This is a genomic window from Pseudomonas baltica (assembly GCF_031880315.1).
Lineage (GTDB): Bacteria > Pseudomonadota > Gammaproteobacteria > Pseudomonadales > Pseudomonadaceae > Aquipseudomonas.
Genome location: NZ_CP134771.1, coordinates 5,244,115 through 5,260,512, shown reverse-complemented (window position 1 = coordinate 5,260,512; position 16,398 = coordinate 5,244,115). Strand labels below are relative to the sequence as shown.

Annotated in this window: 20 protein-coding genes; 8 read left to right on the top strand and 12 right to left on the bottom strand. The window is 60.8% G+C overall.

Annotation, left to right across the window (positions count from 1 at the left end):
- Window positions 1–14 precede the first annotated feature (14 nt).
- The 9 genes from REH34_RS23905 to REH34_RS23865 form a co-directional block, all read right to left on the bottom strand.
- A complete protein-coding gene (locus REH34_RS23905; protein WP_226503641.1) occupies window positions 15–890 on the bottom strand; it encodes an alpha-D-ribose 1-methylphosphonate 5-phosphate C-P-lyase PhnJ in 876 nt (291 codons plus the stop codon).
- Window positions 887–1,960: a carbon-phosphorus lyase complex subunit PhnI gene (locus REH34_RS23900; protein WP_311969381.1), complete on the bottom strand. Its 1,074-nt coding sequence runs from the start codon at window positions 1,958–1,960 to the stop codon at window positions 887–889. Before REH34_RS23900 ends, REH34_RS23905 begins: the two co-directional genes overlap by 4 nt.
- Entirely contained in the window at window positions 1,960–2,562 is a 603-nt protein-coding gene (gene phnH, locus REH34_RS23895) for a phosphonate C-P lyase system protein PhnH (RefSeq protein WP_311969380.1), read from the bottom strand. The genes REH34_RS23900 and phnH overlap by 1 nt, the downstream gene beginning before the upstream one ends.
- Window positions 2,562–3,032 carry a phosphonate C-P lyase system protein PhnG gene (gene phnG, locus REH34_RS23890; RefSeq protein WP_311969379.1) on the bottom strand — a complete coding sequence of 157 codons (471 nt, stop codon included), beginning with the start codon at window positions 3,030–3,032 and terminating at the stop codon, window positions 2,562–2,564. Before phnG ends, phnH begins: the two co-directional genes overlap by 1 nt.
- Before the next feature lie 14 nt (window positions 3,033–3,046).
- The gene (phnF, locus tag REH34_RS23885; protein ID WP_226503637.1) at window positions 3,047–3,748 is read right to left on the bottom strand and encodes a phosphonate metabolism transcriptional regulator PhnF; all 702 of its coding nucleotides are present in this window, start codon (window positions 3,746–3,748) and stop codon (window positions 3,047–3,049) included.
- A 46-nt stretch (window positions 3,749–3,794) separates the two neighbouring features.
- Entirely contained in the window at window positions 3,795–4,583 is a 789-nt protein-coding gene (gene phnE / locus REH34_RS23880; protein WP_311969378.1) for a phosphonate ABC transporter, permease protein PhnE, read from the bottom strand.
- 70 nt (window positions 4,584–4,653) lie between these two features.
- The gene (gene phnD / locus REH34_RS23875) at window positions 4,654–5,658 is read right to left on the bottom strand and encodes a phosphonate ABC transporter substrate-binding protein (RefSeq protein ID WP_226503635.1); all 1,005 of its coding nucleotides are present in this window, start codon (window positions 5,656–5,658) and stop codon (window positions 4,654–4,656) included.
- Between the two features lie 39 nt (window positions 5,659–5,697).
- The gene (gene phnC / locus REH34_RS23870) at window positions 5,698–6,531 is read right to left on the bottom strand and encodes a phosphonate ABC transporter ATP-binding protein (RefSeq protein ID WP_311969377.1); all 834 of its coding nucleotides are present in this window, start codon (window positions 6,529–6,531) and stop codon (window positions 5,698–5,700) included.
- A 329-nt stretch (window positions 6,532–6,860) separates the two neighbouring features.
- The gene (locus tag REH34_RS23865; protein WP_226503633.1) at window positions 6,861–7,196 is read right to left on the bottom strand and encodes a helix-turn-helix transcriptional regulator; all 336 of its coding nucleotides are present in this window, start codon (window positions 7,194–7,196) and stop codon (window positions 6,861–6,863) included.
- Between the two features lie 50 nt (window positions 7,197–7,246).
- On the opposite strand from REH34_RS23865, the gene REH34_RS23860 reads away from it, so the two are divergent.
- Entirely contained in the window at window positions 7,247–8,338 is a 1,092-nt protein-coding gene (locus tag REH34_RS23860) for an NADH:flavin oxidoreductase/NADH oxidase (protein WP_311969376.1), read from the top strand.
- A gap of 54 nt (window positions 8,339–8,392) precedes the next feature.
- On the opposite strand, the gene REH34_RS23855 is transcribed toward REH34_RS23860, so the two are convergent.
- The gene (locus REH34_RS23855) at window positions 8,393–10,279 is read right to left on the bottom strand and encodes a methyl-accepting chemotaxis protein (protein WP_311969375.1); all 1,887 of its coding nucleotides are present in this window, start codon (window positions 10,277–10,279) and stop codon (window positions 8,393–8,395) included.
- A gap of 381 nt (window positions 10,280–10,660) precedes the next feature.
- Here REH34_RS23855 and REH34_RS23850 point away from each other — a divergent pair, with 381 nt between their 5' ends.
- Window positions 10,661–11,134 (top strand): DUF4440 domain-containing protein, encoded by a 474-nt coding sequence (locus tag REH34_RS23850; RefSeq protein ID WP_226503630.1) that lies wholly within the window; start codon window positions 10,661–10,663, stop codon window positions 11,132–11,134.
- A 60-nt stretch (window positions 11,135–11,194) separates the two neighbouring features.
- Window positions 11,195–11,428, top strand: a complete 234-nt coding sequence (locus tag REH34_RS23845) for a hypothetical protein (RefSeq protein ID WP_311969374.1) — start codon at window positions 11,195–11,197, stop codon at window positions 11,426–11,428.
- Window positions 11,429–11,461: 33 nt separating this feature from the next.
- Here the strand turns inward: REH34_RS23845 and REH34_RS23840 are convergent, their stop codons facing one another.
- Together REH34_RS23840 and REH34_RS23835 are read right to left on the bottom strand one after the other, a co-directional pair.
- On the bottom strand, window positions 11,462–12,445 hold the full coding sequence (locus REH34_RS23840; RefSeq protein WP_311969373.1) for a 5'-nucleotidase: 984 nt from the start codon (window positions 12,443–12,445) through the stop codon (window positions 11,462–11,464).
- A gap of 176 nt (window positions 12,446–12,621) precedes the next feature.
- Window positions 12,622–12,819, bottom strand: coding sequence for a hypothetical protein (locus REH34_RS23835; protein ID WP_311969372.1), 198 nt, complete (start codon window positions 12,817–12,819; stop codon window positions 12,622–12,624).
- A 109-nt stretch (window positions 12,820–12,928) separates the two neighbouring features.
- Between REH34_RS23835 and REH34_RS23830 the strand changes: the two genes are divergently transcribed.
- From REH34_RS23830 to REH34_RS23810, 5 genes are all read left to right on the top strand, one after another.
- Window positions 12,929–13,798, top strand: a complete 870-nt coding sequence (locus REH34_RS23830) for a DHHA1 domain-containing protein (RefSeq protein WP_311969371.1) — start codon at window positions 12,929–12,931, stop codon at window positions 13,796–13,798.
- Between the two features lie 154 nt (window positions 13,799–13,952).
- Window positions 13,953–14,924, top strand: a complete 972-nt coding sequence (locus REH34_RS23825; RefSeq protein ID WP_311969370.1) for an LLM class oxidoreductase — start codon at window positions 13,953–13,955, stop codon at window positions 14,922–14,924.
- A 450-nt stretch (window positions 14,925–15,374) separates the two neighbouring features.
- Window positions 15,375–15,593 carry a hypothetical protein gene (locus tag REH34_RS23820; RefSeq protein ID WP_311969369.1) on the top strand — a complete coding sequence of 73 codons (219 nt, stop codon included), beginning with the start codon at window positions 15,375–15,377 and terminating at the stop codon, window positions 15,591–15,593.
- 80 nt (window positions 15,594–15,673) lie between these two features.
- A complete protein-coding gene (locus tag REH34_RS23815) occupies window positions 15,674–16,003 on the top strand; it encodes a hypothetical protein (protein WP_311969368.1) in 330 nt (109 codons plus the stop codon).
- A 13-nt stretch (window positions 16,004–16,016) separates the two neighbouring features.
- A complete protein-coding gene (locus REH34_RS23810) occupies window positions 16,017–16,259 on the top strand; it encodes a hypothetical protein (RefSeq protein WP_311969367.1) in 243 nt (80 codons plus the stop codon).
- Window positions 16,260–16,398 lie beyond the last annotated feature (139 nt).

The following is a 16,398-nucleotide window of genomic DNA, read 5'->3' as shown; positions in this document are numbered from 1 at the left end:
TGCACGGGCCGCGATCATTGGCTGTCACTCCCCTGGCTGACGCGCTGGGCGCAGTAATCGGTATCCGAGCAGACGAAACGCTGAGTACCCTGATCGTCGAGAATCAGCTCGTCGAGGAACGATTCGTGGCTGCCACAAATGGCGCAGTCGTGTTGCCATTTCTGCACTTCGAAGGGATGGTCTTCAAAGTCCAGGCTGGCGACTTTGGTGTACGGCGGCACGGCGTACAGGCGCTTCTCGCGGCCGGCGCCAAACAGCATCAACGCCGGGCTCATGTGCAGTTTGGGGTTGTCGAATTTGGGGATGGGCGACGGGTCCATCACATAGCGATCGTTCACCGTCACCGGGTAGGCATAGGCGGTGGCAATGTGGCCGAAAGTGGCGATGTCCTCATAGAGTTTGACGTGCATCACTCCGTAGTCGTTGAGCGCGTGCATGGTCCGGGTTTCGGTTTCCAGCGGTTCGATAAAGCGCAGCGGCTCGGGGTTGGGCACTTGATAGACCATGATCTGGTCGGCGCTCAAGGGCATTTCCGGGATGCGGTGACGGGTCTGGATGATCGTCGCTTGCGCCGTGCGCTCGGTGGTCGCCACCCCTGCGGTGCGGGCAAAGAAGCGGCGAATCGACACGGCGTTGGTGGTGTCGTCGGCACCTTGATCGGTGACCTTGAGCACGTCATCGGCCCCCAATATCGCCGCCGTCAGTTGCATGCCGCCGGTGCCCCAGCCATAGGGCAAGGGCATTTCTCGGCCACCGAAGGGCACTTGATAACCGGGGATCGCCACGGCCTTGAGCAAGCCGCGCCGGATCATGCGTTTGGTCTGTTCGTCCAGGTAGGCGAAGTTGTACGCCTCGTCGCGCCCCGGGCGAGGCTGGGTGGCAGCATTCATTGGCCATGCTCCTTGAAGGGCTTGCGCAGTTTGCGGATCAGTTCGAGCTCGGACTGGAAATCGACGTAGTGCGGCAGCTTGAGGTGCGAGACAAACCCCGCGGCCTCGACGTTGTCGCAATGGGCCAGCACGAATTCTTCCTGCTGCGCAGGCGACTGGATTTCTTCGGCGTACTCCTCGGCACGCAGCGAACGGTCGACCAGCGCCATGCCCATGGCCTTGCGCTCGGCATGCCCGAACGCCAGGCCATAACCGCGGGTGAACTGCGCCGGCTCGCTGCCAGAGCCGACGAACTGGTTGACCATCTCGCACTCGGTGATTTCGATGGCGCCGATGGCCACCGCAAAGCCAAGCTCTTCAGGCTCGATCCACACCTCGACTTCGCCGATGCGAATCTCACCGGCAAACGGATGATTGCGGCCATAGCCACGCTGGGTCGAATAGCCCAGCGCCAGCAGGAATCCTTCATCGCCCCGAGCCAGCGCCTGCAGGCGTTGCGCGCGGCTGGCCGGGTATTCCAGCGGCTGGCGGGTGATGTCGGCAATGGCTGCACCGTTGTCGACCTCTTCCTTGATCAGGCCTTCGCGGGCGAGCAAGCCCAACACCCGAGGACAGGGGGCCTGGGTGGCATCTTCCTGCAACTGCGGGCCAGGGTATTCACCCTCGGCCAGCAGGCTGAAGTCGAGCAGACGGTGGGTGTAATCGAACGTCGGGCCAAGCAGTTGACCGCCCGGCACGTCCTTGAAGGTGGCCGACAGACGCCGCGTCAGCAGCATGTCTGCGGTGTCTATGGGCAGGCTGGCGGTAAAGCGCGGCAAGGTCGTGCGGTAGGCGCGCAGCAAGAAGATCGCTTCGACCAGATCGCCCGCGGCCTGCTTGATGGCCAGCGCTGCCAACTGCTCGTCGTACAGCGAGCCCTCGGTCATGACCCGGGCCACGGCCAGTGGCAGTTGCTGGCGGATTTGCTCGACGTCGAGTTCGGCGACCAAGGTGTCACCTCGACGCTTCTTCGCCAGCACCTTATGGGCATTGTCGATGGCCTGTTCGCCACCCTTGACGGCAACGTACATCAGGCACCTCCCGCAAACGCGACCTGGGTGCTGCGCGGCAGGCCCAGCAATCGATTGCCAGCGATAAAGAACATGTCGATGCCGCGGGGGAAGTCGTTACGCGCTTCACGTTCCTGCCAGAACGCTTCAGTCAGAGGCAGCGCCACCGGGTTTTCGTTCTGGATACCCGGGCCGCGCCAGGCCAGCTGACGTCCGCCCTCAAGGCTCGACAGTTGGACCAGCAGCGTGCAGGACTGATCGGGGTAACGGTCGTTGCCCAGGTCGAAGCCGCTCAGATCATGCAGTTGGCTGTCGTCGAGCAGTGCGAAGCGCGCGTTTTGCCGGTCGCTGACGATGGGGCAGCCGCAGTGGAAAGTCAGGTTGGCGCGGATCGCCTGAGTGTCGAACCTCGGCGCGAGCCACAACGGCGTGTCGATGTCCAACAGCGCAAGGCACAAGCCGTGGCTGGCAGCCGCCAGGCCTTGCAGGTGCGGCGGCAACTGCGCGGCTGGCAGCTGTTGCGCCACGCCGGGGCCCGCCAGGGCCTTGAGGGCGGCGCGAAAACTGCGCTGAGCGTCGAGCACGGGGTCGGCGAATGCGGGCTGTAAAAGAGTGGCAGTCATCAGTTTTCTCCTCTGACCAGGGTGAAAAACTCCACTTTGGTCGCTGCGGTTTCGGCTTCTTGCCGGGCTCGGCGCGCAGCGTGAGCACGCGCCAGGGGTTCGATCAGCTCACTTATCCAGCGCGCCTGTTGCGGGCCTTGCAGGTGGGCATCGGCCAGTGCGGCCAGTTCGGCGCGGGGCTTGTCGCGTCCGGCCAGATAGCTGTAGCCGGTACGGCCATCGGCCAGGCGCACCACGCATCGGGTGACGCTCATTTCGCCGACATTGAACGGCGCACCGCTGCCGCCCATACGCCCGCGAACCAGGGTCATGCCGATCTCCGGCGCGCGGATCAGTTGGTATTCGGCATCGCGCAAGGCCGGCTCATGCGCGGTGAAATCGGCGGCTCGAGCGCGGGACAGCACGCCGATCCAGTACTGACGCAGGCGTTGCTCGGCGGTGGTGGACGGGACAGCGGATGAGACGGGCATCAGAGGCATCTCCATCATGTGACGATCTGGTACTGGAAGCGGTCGCAGCGGCTGGTGGACTGCGCAAGCTCCACGGGATGGCCGTCGGTGTCGCGGGAAAGAGTCAGAACGGTGAGGGCCGGAAGATGACGCGGCATCAGCAATACGCTGGCCTCTTCGCGGCTGGGCAAACGAGCGCCGATCAGGCTGAAGGTGCGGGTCAAGGCCAGCGCCCGCGCCGCCAGAAACTGACGCACCGATCCGCCCTGATAGTCGGCCAGCAGTTCAGTGCGGGAGGCGCAGTAGCGATGGCGAATCAAGCTGACCGGCTGGCCGTCGAGGCGGCGCAGGGTTTGCAGTTCGATCAGGGGCGCCTGTTCCGGGAGACCTAGCTGCTCGGCCTCTTCACGCGTCGCCACGCATTGGCGCCGCTGCAACAGGATCGCTTCGACGCCATGGCCCTGGGCCGACAGCGACTGACTGTAGGCGCTGTCGGCGGACACCGGATACACCAGCGGCCGGCCCAACACCTGAGTGCCTTTGCCTTGACGACGCAACAGGCTGCCCTCACGCACCAGCTCGTCGACCGCGCGGCGCACGGTGTGGCGATTGACCGCAAAGCGCGCCGCCAACTGGATTTCCGCAGGCAGGTAGTCGCCCGCGCTGAAACGGCTCAACTCGCTGCGTAACGTATCCGCAAGCGCTTGGTACATCGGTTCTTGTCTAGACAAGTTCATGGCTAAAAAAGGGTTCACACCCTCTCCCGTCGGTTCGGTAAAAACGCTAGATGAACTGCTTGCGCAGGCGTTGCGAAACGATGTCGATGACGCTCACCACGAAGATGATCACCAGCAACACGGCGCAGGTCTGAACGAACTCGAAGGCGCGGATGTTTTCCCACAGAATCACCCCGATACCGCCCGCGCCGACCATCCCCACCACCGTGGCCGAGCGCACGTTGGACTCGAAGCGATACAGCGCGTAGGAAATCCACAATGGCAGTACTTGCGGGATCACCCCGTAGATCACTTCCTGCAACGCACTGGCACCGGTAGCGCGCACACCCTCGACCGGGCCCGGATCGATCGCTTCCACCGCTTCGGCGAACAGCTTGGCAAGCACCCCGGTGGTGCTGATCCACAGCGCCAGCACACCGGCGAAAGGCCCAAGCCCCACGGCGACCACGAACAGCATCGCGAAGACCATTTCGTTGATCGAACGAAACGCATCCATGACCCGGCGCAGCGGTTGGTGAATCCACCACGGGGTGATGTTGTCGGCGCACAGCACGCCCAGCGGTACCGAACAGACGATGGCCAGCAAGGTGCCCCACAGCGCAATGTGCACGGTGACGATCATTTCCTTGAGGTACGAGCGCCACTCGTGGAAGTCCGGCGGAAAGAAGTCGGCGGCAAAGGTCGCCATGTTTCCCGAGTCGCGGTATAGCGCTATCGGGTTCATTTCAGCGCCGTGCCAGGCCCAGGCCATCATGGCGACGAACAGGCCCCAGCCCAGGTAGCGGCCCCAGGCGCGGGTGCCGGCCGCTTCAGCGTATGCAGCATGCGTAGTCATGAACGATCCCGTTTGCTGGTTGTGGATGAAAGCCCCTCGAGCGCGGCGTCGCAGCACCGCGCAGTCGGGTTCAGCCGGCTTTGGCGTTGCCTTGTTTTTCCAGATCCGAGATGCGGTCCTGAAGCTTGGTCAGGCCGTCGTCGATGGCTTTGAGGCGAGCGGTTTTTTCGTTGGCATCGAGGGTGGTGCTGGCGCTGACTTCGGACTTCTGCTTGAACAGTTCCAACTGGCGGATGGTCAGCAACTGGTCATCGGAGGACTTGAGGAACTTGCCCATCTGCATGTTCTTCAACACGGCCTTTTCTTCGTCGGTATCACCGTAGGTGGCGAAGAATTCGCGGATCTTGTTCTTGTCGTCGTCCGGCATCGATTTGCGCCATACCATCGGGTCGGCCGGAATGATCGGCGACTTCCAGATCACTTTGAGCTGGGCGGCCTTGTCAGGCTGGGTCACGGCCAGGCGGTCCCAGCTTTCAGTGTTGAAGGTGGCAACGTCGAGTTGGCCCTTGGCGACGCTCAAGGCGTTGACTTCGTGGCTGGAGTTGAGGGTGCGCTTGAACGCGGTGGCGGCGTCGACGTTGTTCTTGGCGAACACGTAGTAGCCGGGCACCAGGTAACCGGACGTCGAGTTCGGATCACCGTTGCCGAACGTCAGCTCCTTGGCATGCTTGAGCATGTCGTCGACCGAGTTGATCGGGCTGTCCTTGCGCGCGATGATCAGGCTCCAGTAGCCCGGCGCGCCATTAGCGGCGGCGGTCTGGGCGAAGATTTCACCGCCCGAGCGATCGACGGCCTCCATGGCCGCCTTGTTGCCCAGCCACGCCACATCGACCTTGTTGAAGCGCATGCCCTGAATCAGGCCGGCATAGTCGGAGGCGAAGGTGGCGTTGACCTTGAGGCCGGTCTTTTTTGACATGTCGTCAATGAACGGCTGCCAGATGCTTTTCAGGTTTTGCGAAGACTCGGTGGACATGATGCCGAAGTTGATGACCTTGTCGTCGGCTTGCGCGGTACCCAGCAAACAGCTGGCGAGCAAGGCGGCAGAGGCGAACGCGCGACCGATACGGTTGAACATCGAGTGCTCCTGAATCCAAAGATGAGAGAGGGGCTGCAATCAGGCCTGGGCCAGTACCAGCCGCGGCGGTTTGCCAGCGTTGCGGGCTTGATCGGCGACCAGCAGGCTGGTCTCGACGTCGGCGCCGTACAGCTCATTGAGAAACTCACTGCTGAGCGCATCGCCCTTGCCGTCGTAATGAATGCGCCCGCCTTTGAGGGCCACGGCACGCGGGCAATAGCGCACCGCGTAGTCGACTTGATGGAGGGTGACGACTACGGTCTTGCCGTCGCGGCGATTGATATCGGCAAGGATCTCCATGACGTTGCGCGCCGACTCCGGATCCAGCGAGGCGATGGGCTCGTCCGCCAGAATGACCTCGGCGCGTTGAGTCAGCACTCGGGCGATTGCCACCCGCTGTTGCTGGCCACCGGACAGGGTCGAGGCCCGTTGCTGGGCCAGATCGGCCAGGCCGACGCGGGCCAGCGACTCCATGGCGCGCTGTTTTTCCTCGGCATTGAACAGCCCGAGGGTGCCCCGCCAGCGCGGCATGCGGCCCAGGCAGCCGAGCAACACGTTGTCCAGTACGCTGAGGCGGTTGACCAGGTTGAACTGCTGGAAGATGTAGCCGATGTCGGCGCGCAGGCGGCGTACGTGGCTGTTCAAGCATCCGGATGTCTGTACGTCCCGGCCCAGCACTTGCACCGTGCCGCCATTGCGGCGGTCACAACAGGCGAGGCCTGCCAGGTGGCGTAGCAAGGTGGATTTCCCTGAACCCGAGGCGCCGATCAGCGCGACCATTTCTCCGGGTTGTATAGACAATGCAAGGTCGACCAGGGCGGTCTTGCGTGCAAAGGTCTTGTTCAAGCGGTCGACATGAATGGCTGCGTTCATGGGCTTCTCTGTCTTGTGGTCTGGAGGCTTGCCACGGCCAATCGCCGAGCGGTGCAACCCGTCCATGGCGGGCTGCAGTGCGAGTGACCTTAGAGAGAGCGTGTGGCAGTCCGATGACCCGCAGATGAACGCGAGATAACAGTTTCTTGACGGATAAAGCCGGCATATTGCAGGTATCTAGCCGACATCTACGATGAATGTGGCGACCTGAAAGGCGCGCGGACTAGACAAGTGCGCGCGGGCCCGAAGGCACAGCGATGGAATTGGCATAAAGGTTTTCGGACGCGCGGCGCACGTTTGTGTATCGAATATGCCGGTCGATGCGCGGATCAGGACTGCGCCAGGATGCAGTCCAGCAATCCGGGAAACCGAGCATTCAACTCCTCGGACCGCAGCGAGTTCATGTGCGTGGTGCCGACATTGCGCGTCTGCACCAGGCCGGCATCGCGCAATACCCGAAAGTGATGGGACACGCTGGATTTGGGCCGTCCACCATCCAGCTCGCCGCACGACGCCTCAGGCACTGCGGCCAGACAGCGGACGATTCCCATGCGCACGGGATCACTCAGGGCGTACAGCAGACGCTCGAGGACGAAATCGGATGGTGGGGGATGTTTGAGGGCTCGCATAGTCGGATGATAGCGAGGGGTTTCAATTAAAGCCATATTTCGAATACTATCGAACAAGCGAATCAAAACCTGCCTGGAGTTTTCCTATGTCCGCATTGTTCGAGCCCTTCACCCTGAAGGACATCACCCTACGCAATCGCATCGCGATTCCGCCGATGTGCCAATACATGGCCGACGACGGCGTGATCAACGATTGGCACCATGTGCATCTCGCCGGTCTGGCCCGTGGCGGCGCAGGCCTGGTGGTGGTCGAAGCGACTGCTGTGTCCCCGGAAGGCCGGATCACCCCAGGCTGCGCCGGCATCTGGAATGACCAACAGGCCCAGGCTTTTGTCCCCGTGGTCAAGGCGATCAAGGCCGCAGGCTCCGTGCCGGGCATTCAGATCGCCCACGCCGGCCGTAAAGCCAGCGCCAACCGCCCTTGGGAAGGCGACGATCACATCGCTGAGGGCGATCCCCGCGGCTGGCAGACCATCGCCCCCTCGGCGATCGCGTTCGGTGCCAACCTGCCGAAAGTCCCACAGCAAATGACCCTGCAAGACATCGCTCGCGTGCGCCAGGACTTCGTCGATGCCGCCCGCCGTGCCCGCGATGCCGGCTTTGAATGGATCGAACTGCACTTCGCCCACGGCTATCTGGGCCAGAGCTTCTTTTCCGAGCACTCCAACCAGCGTACCGATGAGTACGGTGGCAGCTTTGAAAACCGCAGCCGCTTCCTGCTTGAAACCCTCGCCGCCGTTCGTGAAGTGTGGCCGGAGAACCTGCCCCTGACCGCGCGTTTTGGCGTACTCGAGTACGACGGCCGCGATGAGCGGACCTTGACCGAGTCCATTGAACTGGCTCGCCGCTTCAAGGCCGGTGGCCTGGACTTGTTGAGCGTCAGCGTGGGCTTCACCATTCCCGAGACCAACATCCCCTGGGGACCTGCGTTCATGGGGCCGATTGCCGAGCGCGTGCGTCGCGAGGCGGCTCTGCCGGTGACTTCGGCGTGGGGCTTCGGTACGCCGCAGCTGGCCCACGAAGCCATCGAGGCTGGGCATCTGGACCTGGTGTCGGTTGGCCGGGCGCATCTGGCGGATCCACACTGGCCGTATTTTGCCGCCAAGGAGCTGGGGGTGGACAAGGCTTCCTGGACGTTGCCGGCGCCGTATGCGCATTGGCTCGAGCGCTATCGCTAAGGCTTGAATGAAAGATGCCGCGTTGATCGCGGCATCTTTGGTTGCATGTCGCCGTCAGATCTTGAAACTCCCCACCAACTGTTTCAACCGCGTGGCCTGCTGTTCCAGATCCGCGCAGGCGCGCAGCGTCGATTGCAGGTTTTCCATCCCCTCCTGATTCAGCATGTTGATCTCGCTGATATCCATATTGATCGCATCCACCACTGCCGTCTGTTCCTCGGTCGCGGTGGCGACCGATTGGTTCATGCCATCGATTTCGCCAATGCGCAGGGTCACGCTGCTCAGCCGCTCGCCCGCCTGGTTGGCGATACCGACGCTGTCCTGACTGTGTCGCTGGCTTTCGCCCATGGTGCTCACCGATGCCCGGGCGCCGACTTGCAGCTCTTCGATCATGCCCTGCACCTGCTGCGCCGATTCCTGGGTGCGGTGTGCAAGGTTGCGCACCTCGTCGGCGACCACGGCGAAACCACGACCGGCCTCACCTGCCCGCGCGGCCTCGATCGCGGCGTTCAGGGCCAGCAGGTTGGTCTGCTGAGAAATACTGGTGATCACCTCGAGAATCTGGCCGATGTTCACGGTTTTACTATTGAGCGTCTCGATATGGCCGCTTGAGGTGCTGATCAGATCGGACAAGCGCGTCATCGCCTGGATACTCTGATCGACGACTTGCTGGCCTTCTTGCGCCAACTCGCGCGCGGAGCTGGCCTGTTGCGAAGCGAGCGCGGCGTTATGGGCGATTTCCTGGGCGGCCGCACCCAGCTCGTTGATCGCGGCCGCGACGCTGTTGGTGCGGTTGGCCTGCTCATCGGAGTTGACCATCGACGAGTTGGAAGCGCTGACAACGCGCAACGCCGCCTCGTTGACGTGCTCGGTGGCCGACGCGACTTCGCGAATCGAGCCATGCACGCGCTCTACGAAGCGGTTGAACGCGGTGCCGAGCACGCCGAACTCGTCCTGGCTGTGGATCGTCAGCCGGCGCGTCAGGTCGCCCTCACCGTCGGCGATGTTTTCCATGGCCCGGGTCATGGTGTTCAAGGGCTGGATGAGTACGCGAATCAGCATCCCCAGTAGCGCGATGATGAAAATCACCGCCACGACGGTCGCGATGATCGCCGAGGTGCGGAACTCGCTGAGCATCGAATAGGCTTTGTCCTTGTCCACCGAAATGCCCACGTACCAGTCCACGGATGGCAGGCCCTTGATCTGGGCGAAGGTCACCAGACGCGTCTTGCCATCCACTTCGACCTCGCTCAGATCAGTGCCGATGCGTGGCGTGTTTTTAGGGTAAAGATCGGCGAGGGTCTTCATCACCAGTTTGCCGTCCGGGTGCACCAGCACCTTGCCGTCGGCGCTGACCAGAAACGCATAGCCCATGCCGCCGAAGTCCAGCGAGTTGATGATCTGCACCACGCGTTCCAACGACAAGTCGCCACCCACCACGCCCAGGGCCTGGCTGCCCTTGTTGGCGGCCGAGACCACGGTAATGATCAGCTTGCCCGAGGCCGCGTCCACGTAGGGCTCGGTCAGCGCTGGCGCGGTGCCCTTGGCCGCCTGATACCAGGGGCGTGTGCGCGCGTCATACCCGGCCGGCATCGCCTCGTCGGGCCGCATGGTAAAGGTGCCCTCGGTGGTGCCCAGATAGGTGTACAGAAAGCTCGAGGTCAGGGCCTTTTGTTCCAGTAACTGGACCACGTTGCCAGGCTCGGGGTTGAGGCCGATGTTCTGCGCGAGGTTCTGGACCAGCAAAATGCGCCCATCGAACCAGTTGCTGATGTTGTTGGCCGTGGTGCCGCCCATTTCATGCAGATAGTTTTCCAGGTCCTTGCGGATGGCGTTGCGCTGCAGGTAGTCGTTGTAGCTGGTGAACAGGGCGAAGGCTACGGCGACGATCAGGGCAGCGGCAATGAGGATCTTGTGGCTGAAACGCAAGGTTCTTTTCATGGAAAACCGTCCGAAGGCTTGAGGCTTGTGCGAAATGGTGGCGGCAAGAAGGTGGTACTGACTTTATCGCTGGGAGCGCGATGGTTTTTCTGATTATTGGGGACGTCTGGAGGTGGTATCGGCTGGCTGGGGGTAAACCTGAGGCGGGATGGAGGAGTGGTGCTGCTTTTGGATTGAGCCTGGGGAGCGCGTCCCGGTAGTGCAGACTGCTATCCGGGACCGCTAGCAACGGGGACCATTCACTTCAACTGTATAAAACAATCTACATCCAATCGAGCAAAGGTCACTGCTAGATTGACCTCACCTCACAACATAGCAACCTGCTATGCAAAGCAGTTCAGCAGGCAAATATCGACTCACATAATAAATGGAGTTTGACCGATGAAAATCCCGACCTGTGTTTCTGCCGCATTGTTTACTGCCCTCGCCGCATCGTCCTCGGCTTATGCTGCAGATGCTGACCAAACGGAACTGATGAACGCTGCGGTGAGCCTTGGCCACAGTTATGATTCCAACTATGCAGCCAAAAACCCGGACGCCATGGCTTCTCTCTATGCGAGTGATGGCGTGCTTGTGTCGCCATCCGGCCCGCTGGTTCGGGGGCAAAAGGCCTTGCATGACTATTATGTCGACCGCTTCAAGTCTGGCGCGCAGGGTCACCAGATCACTATCAAAGAGGTCCACGTCACGGGCGCAGGCGGTTATTCCATCGCCGATTTTTCGGTGAATGTTCCGGGCAAAAATGGCACGCTGCACAAAGAAAGTGGCAGCCTTGTTGCGATCTATCAGCATGACGACAACGGCTGGCATTTGAGCTTGGTCGAGCCTAGCGTTGCGGCGGGTAAACATAGCTGAGCCATCAAAGCGGATGGCGAGAGTAGTAGAATCGCGCCTCACTTTTGAGGAACAGATGCCATGCGCGGCCTTGGTTTGATTCTTACCGTCGTCGGCGTGATCGCCATGATCGCGGCGTTCATGATGGACACCACCCTAGCAACGGCCGATGGTGCCCGCATCAGCAACGTCTCGCTTATGGCGGATCGGCAGCTCTATACGTTGATCGCCGGGATCGTGCTGGTCGCCGGGGTACTGATGGTGTTGTTCACGGGCAAAAGCCTGTCTGGCAAAGGCGACGATGATCAGAAGTGAGCGCGCCGTTGCCAATGCAGGCATCTTGACCCGTTAGAGGGCGTCCTCGATGCGCTCGGGCGCTTCAGCAACAAACGGCCCGAGTGCAGCCTGATTGGTGATCCCGAACGGCACATGCACCGATGGCGCAACCGCACTGGCGGACTTGAGATGCCCTGATTGGTCATCGAAGAAAATGTGCGGTTTAAGAACACCCAGTACCCTGCCCTTCTCGATCCCCCCCAGAAAGAACGCATCGTTGGCCATCACGCCCCAGCTCTTGAGCGTGTTCATGGCACGCTCATGGGAGGGCGCGTTGCGTGCGGTGACGATAGAGACGCGGATCCGGTTCTTGTAGCCGGGATTATGCTTTTTATGCGCCTCTTCCACAGACTGAATTTTGGCAATCCGCACCATGAACTCTTTCAGCGGCCCTGGGTGATGGGGCTGCATGACGTTCTTGACTTCGTGAGCATGGAATTCAGTGAGGCCAGCGGTCTGCATGACCGCCTCCGACTCGTCCCCTGCCAATACACCGTCGAAGTCGAAGGCAATCCGCAACGTCTGGTCGTCTTCGTCATCATCGAACTTGGAGTCGAGCATTTGCCCGGCGGGATGCCCGGCCTTGATCGCAGCCTCGACATCGGCCTTGTCGCCCGACAAGAACAACGCAATGTTGAGCGCCGGGATGTATTCATAAGGTGACTGGCCCTGCATGAAAATAGCCCGAGTCATGGGCAGGCCATAATGCTCGATGGTCTTCATGACTCGCAGCCCGGTATCGGGGTCATTCTTGGACAGCAGCACGACTTCCACCAGCGGATCGGCCGGGTCAGGCGAGAGGTCATTGAGCGACAGCAAACGCTTGATGAAGGGGTATGCGATGCCTTTGGGCAGAGGGTTGTCGAGGTTCGTCTCCTGGAACTTTCGGTACTTCTCCTCGCCTTCACTTTTGAAAATCGCGTCGGATTCCAGCAGGTTGAATACGGCACTCGAGGCCACGCCGATTACCAGGCGGCCATCTAACTCGTAAGGCATTCGGCGGTCCCCGAAGATATTCAGATGGGGTCACCTTATCACGCTTGATTGCAGCGTCTGCGAGTGGTCACGCCTGCCGACCGAGACTGGAGCTGACCAGGGGCGTCGTATGGCGGACCTTCAAGCCTGACTGGCGCTTCGGACAACTTGATGGTTGGCACGAAACTCAGCAGCCATCAGTGCCAACTGCTCAACAGAATCTTCAGGGACGGGTACCAGCCAGCGAAGCGCTTATCGCCCTGCTTGCCGTAGAAGATGGCGGGCCACATCATCGCGAGGCCGAACAGGAACAACGCGGCGGCCGAGGCTTCGAAGTGAATTACCAGCATAAATAGAGCAATGGCCCAGAGGGTAATACCCAGCAACACGAACATCGCAGTTCGATCCCCTATAAGCTGCGTCAGCTGAAGGTATTGCATCGCCGGTATAACCGTCTACCCCTTACACTGGAGCCCGCCGGCCACCTGCCGGACAAGGAACCTCATGCCAGAAGATCAACCGCACTACCTTTGCATTTATCATGGCAACTGCGCCGACGGCTTCGGCGCCGCCTGGGTCGTGCGCAAAGCCCTAGGTGCCGACATCGACTTCCACGCGGCCAAGCACGGCGCGCCTGCGCCGGACGCCACCGGCAAGCGCGTGATCATCGTCGACTTTTCGTTCAACCTCGAAATACTGACCGCCATGGCAGATGTTGCCGAGTCAGTGCTGGTGCTCGACCACCACAAGACAGCACAGGCCGCCCTGCAAGACGTACCGAGCGCGGGGCCATCGCACGAATCGTACCAGCAACACCGCGACGGCCGCCTGCACGCGCTGTTCGACATGAACCGATCCGGCGCTGGCCTGGCCTGGGACTTCTTCTTCCCCGGTCAGCCGCGCCCTGCCCTGATCAATCATATCGAGGATCGGGACCTTTGGCGGTTTGAGCTGGCAGGCACCCGCGAAATACTCGCGAACCTGTTCAGCTACCCCCAGGATTTCGAGATTTGGGATGGGCTATTTGCCGACGAGGTCAGCAGCCTGCTCTCGGACGGTGTGGCCATCGAGCGCCAGCGCCAGAAAACGGTAACCGACCTGATACGGAGCACTCAGCGGCGGATGGTGATCGGCGGGCATGACGTGCCCGTCGCCAATATCCCCGGCATGTTCGCCAGCGATGCAGGGAACATCATGACCGCCGGCGAGGCCTTCGCCGCGTGCTACTCGGATGGGCCCGAGGGGCGATCGTTTTCATTGCGAAGTACCGACCAAGGCGTCGACGTCTCTGAAGTTGCCAGCCAGTACGGCGGCGGCGGTCACCGCAACGCCTCGGGGTTTCGCGTGCCATTTGGGCATGAATTGACTCGATAACGGCGCTGGAGGACTTCAATAAATGAAGGTGGCGATATGTCCGCGGCCGGCTATTGGGGACATTTTTTCACCATTCTCGATCCAAAAGGTCGGAAATTGGCGTTCGGCTCATCATTAGAATAGTGCGACCTGTTTGCAAAATGGAGTACGACTGATGGTTCAGAACAATCAATCCCATGACCTGGCGAACCATACAACGTTTAGCCGCACCTTCCAGCCCGGCGAGTTGACCATTGGATTCATCTCTCCCGCCTGTGGATATCCAGACAGCCCCTTCCCGAGCCTGGCGGACCAGGCGGAGATAGTGCAGCGCCTTGACCAGAGCGATGCGGCCGCACTGTGGCTGCGCGACGTGCCGTTTTACGATCCATCTTTCGGGGACACTGGCCAAGTTCTCGACCCATTGGTGTATGCCGGTTGGTTGGCCGCACTGACCGGCAGGATTGCGATCGGCACTGCCGGCATCGTCAGCCCATTACGCGAGCCGATTATCACAGCTAAACAGCTCGCCACGGCGGATCAACTATTAGGTGGCCGCTTCCTCGCGGGCATGGCCTCGGGTGACCGCGCAACAGAGTACCCCGCGTTCGGTGTCGACTTCTCGAGCCGCGTACAGCGCTACCAAGAGGCAGTAGCGCTCATCAAAACCCTGACTTCAGAGTCGTTCCCACGCCTCAAGACTGAACATTTTGGTGAGCTAAGGGGGGATATCGATCTTGTACCAAAGCCAGCTGCTCCGCGTATCCCTGTCATTGCCATAGGCCGTGCTGGCCAAAGCCTGGAGTGGCTGGCGGAGAATGTCGATGCTTGGATTTGGCACGGGGATCCGCTGCGCATGCCAGAGGCCGTCCCGCATTGGCGAGAAGTGACATCTTCGCGAGGATTTGTTCCGTTTGGCTATGGCGCCATGTTCGATCTGGACACCAATGCTGACGCGCCTCTACAAACGGGACGAGTGCTGCGCGGCGGTCGGCATGCACTGAAGGACTTCTTCGCCCGTCAACGGGAGGCCGGGATCAATCACGTTGCACTGAACCTCAAACCCACACGCCGACCGGCCCTGGAGGTGATCGACGAACTTCAGCAGCATATACTTCCAGCGTTCACAATCGCGCCGGCGCGATAGGTCTTTGCCAGGGAAGCCGAAGCCAGGCGGATGCCAGGTTGGCCAACTGGTATGTTTGAGTGAGGTTGGATTTGATACTGCGTAGACCTTGACGAACCACAGGGTGCTTACACTATTCGCTCAAAAACCGCAGGCATGAAAAAGCCCAATCGTTGCTGATTGGGCTAAGTCATTGAAATAAATGGTCGGGACGGAGTGATTCGAACACTCGACCCCTTGCACCCCATGCAGTGGGCGAAAGGCTCGTAACCTATTGATTATAAATTGATTACCGTCTGTCTGGCCTTCGCCAAAATCGGTCCTTTCTGTGTTTTTACAAACGGAAGCACGCGGCCTCCAGCGGGGGTTTTGCGCACTTCCTGCCCTCCCCCGGCATCTCCGCCGACCTCCTACCGTCCTGGCTGGAGAATCCTCTTCATCTATAATCACCGCTCAACCAAGGAGCGGACTATGCCAGACCCCCGATACCTCACATGGAACGAGAAGTGGCTGATTGCCCCCGACATGATCAACTGCTCGGAGTGCTACGCCGCCCAATTCATGGTGAACCGCGATACAGACTTCGAGCATGGACCAACCTGCACGCGGCGCGGGCCAGGGCAGCGACCCTACATGGAGCTGCTAGTGATGCTCACCGCTATTCAGGATGACCTGCCCGACGGACACTGATCCCCGCCCGTCATCACCGGCTTGAGAATCCTCGGCCACTCGAATACTGTACACCCATACAGTACAAATCGAGCAGCAACATGGAAATCGACGACAGCGACTTCGGATGCCTGGGCATCCCTACCCCTCTGGAAATGGCCAACCAACAGATCGTTCTGCTGGCCACGGAGATTGAGGAGCACCAGGTGGACCTGCGCCAGTGCCGCGCCAACATCGCCAAGCTGGTGGCCATCAACGCTCAGGTGTCGGCCGAGCGGGACAGCGTTAAGCATGAGCTGGCGTGCACCAAGCGCGTGCTGTCTGATACCTACGTGAAATTAACGACGGCTGAGAACACGCTAAACGGATACCGGGCATGGCAGTCGCGACTGGCGGCACATGAAGCGGCCAACCCGCCTGCTGACCACTGACAAGGAGTTGCGCATGACCTTCGAGAACATGATCCTTCCGCGGGCCATCCTCGCCGCGAGCCAGCGCCTGCTAGGCGCGATCGAGGAAGCGGCCACCCCAAACCACACCGTCAAAGCTAGCGCCATGGCCGAAGGGTTCGTCCTTGGGTTGGAAACGGCGCGCACTCTGGAAGCTGCGCGGATCGAGGCGCTTTACATCCTGTTCGATGAGGCTACGGAAAAGCGGCTGAGAGACATGGCTCAAGCTGGGAAGTAACCGATCATTTTCCCGAACTACAGAAGATCTGGCTTTGCCCAAGGTCGGACATGCGGATTAGCTGGAGTATTGGTGGTTGGGGGTTTGCGGGGCCATATGGGTGCTTTTCACCCCTGAAACCCCCTCAAAACCCATGATT